The organism is Cupriavidus sp. KB_39 (assembly GCF_052114485.1).
Lineage (GTDB): Bacteria > Pseudomonadota > Gammaproteobacteria > Burkholderiales > Burkholderiaceae > Cupriavidus.
Window position 1 is genome coordinate 1 of the sequence record NZ_JBFREV010000201.1, and the last position, 478, is coordinate 478.

The following is a 478-nucleotide window of genomic DNA, read 5'->3' on the forward strand; positions in this document are numbered from 1 at the left end:
GACCCGGCGCAGTGCCAGGGCCAGGTGTTTGTCAGTCTGTTCTTCGATGGCACGGGCAACAACAAGGATTGGAAGGAGCCCGGGCTTGGCTGCACACAGGCCGAGGCGAATAAGCACAGCAATGTCGCGCGCCTGTATGACGCTCGCGTAGACAAGCCGGAAGAGGGCATCTTCGCCCATTACATTCCGGGCGTCGGCACGCCATTCAAGGAAATCGGCGACTATGGTGGCCCGCTCGGGCTGGGGGCCGGATTTCGCGGTGCCAATCGCATTCACTGGGCGATTCTCAGCGTATTGAATTCGGTGCACTTCTATCTGACACAGGTCGACATGCTCCCAGATCACGTGATGAGAGCCGTCGTATCAGGCATGAGCTATGACCCGAATGATCCCATGCGCAAGCTCGCGTTCAAGACCTGGGAGAACAAACTGGCGAAAGTGGTGGCAGACCGCGAGCGCAAGGTCACGCGGATCAATG

1 pseudogene is annotated in these 478 nt (G+C 59.0%); it reads left to right on the plus strand.

From position 1 onward, the window contains the following. A pseudogene (locus AB4Z27_RS29525) lies at positions 1 to 478 on the plus strand (hypothetical protein); the annotation flags it as partial.